The 274-nt window shown below is 69.7% G+C and carries 1 protein-coding gene; it reads right to left on the bottom strand.

Annotation, left to right across the window (positions count from 1 at the left end; genetic code table 11):
* Nucleotides 1-258: DUF1990 family protein (locus SB754_RS20230; RefSeq protein WP_410784156.1), on the bottom strand; the 258-nt coding region annotated here is incomplete at its 3' end.
* Nucleotides 259-274 lie beyond the last annotated feature (16 nt).

Below are 274 nucleotides of genomic sequence, written 5' to 3' on the forward strand. Positions count from 1 at the left end.
GGCTGCCGCAACATACCTCCGGGTGATTAGCCCCTGCACGGCGCGGTTGGCGAAATCTCCGGCGGCTATCAGCCGGTTGGCGGGCCTGCTGTAGGCCGCCACCCGGAAAGCCAGCTTCCCCTCGCCGTCCAGCTCGGCATAGAACCCCTCCTCGCCCCGTTCCGGATGCCCTTTGAGGGTGCCGTAGCCAAATCCGGCCCGCTGCCCCCGGATGGGGACGCCGCCGTCGCCGGTTTCGGGTTCCTCTGCCCACAGCACCCGGCAGGGAGCGTAG

It is taken from the genome of Leifsonia sp. SIMBA_070, assembly GCF_046534635.1.
In the GTDB taxonomy this organism is placed as follows: Bacteria; Actinomycetota; Actinomycetes; order Actinomycetales; family Microbacteriaceae; genus Leifsonia.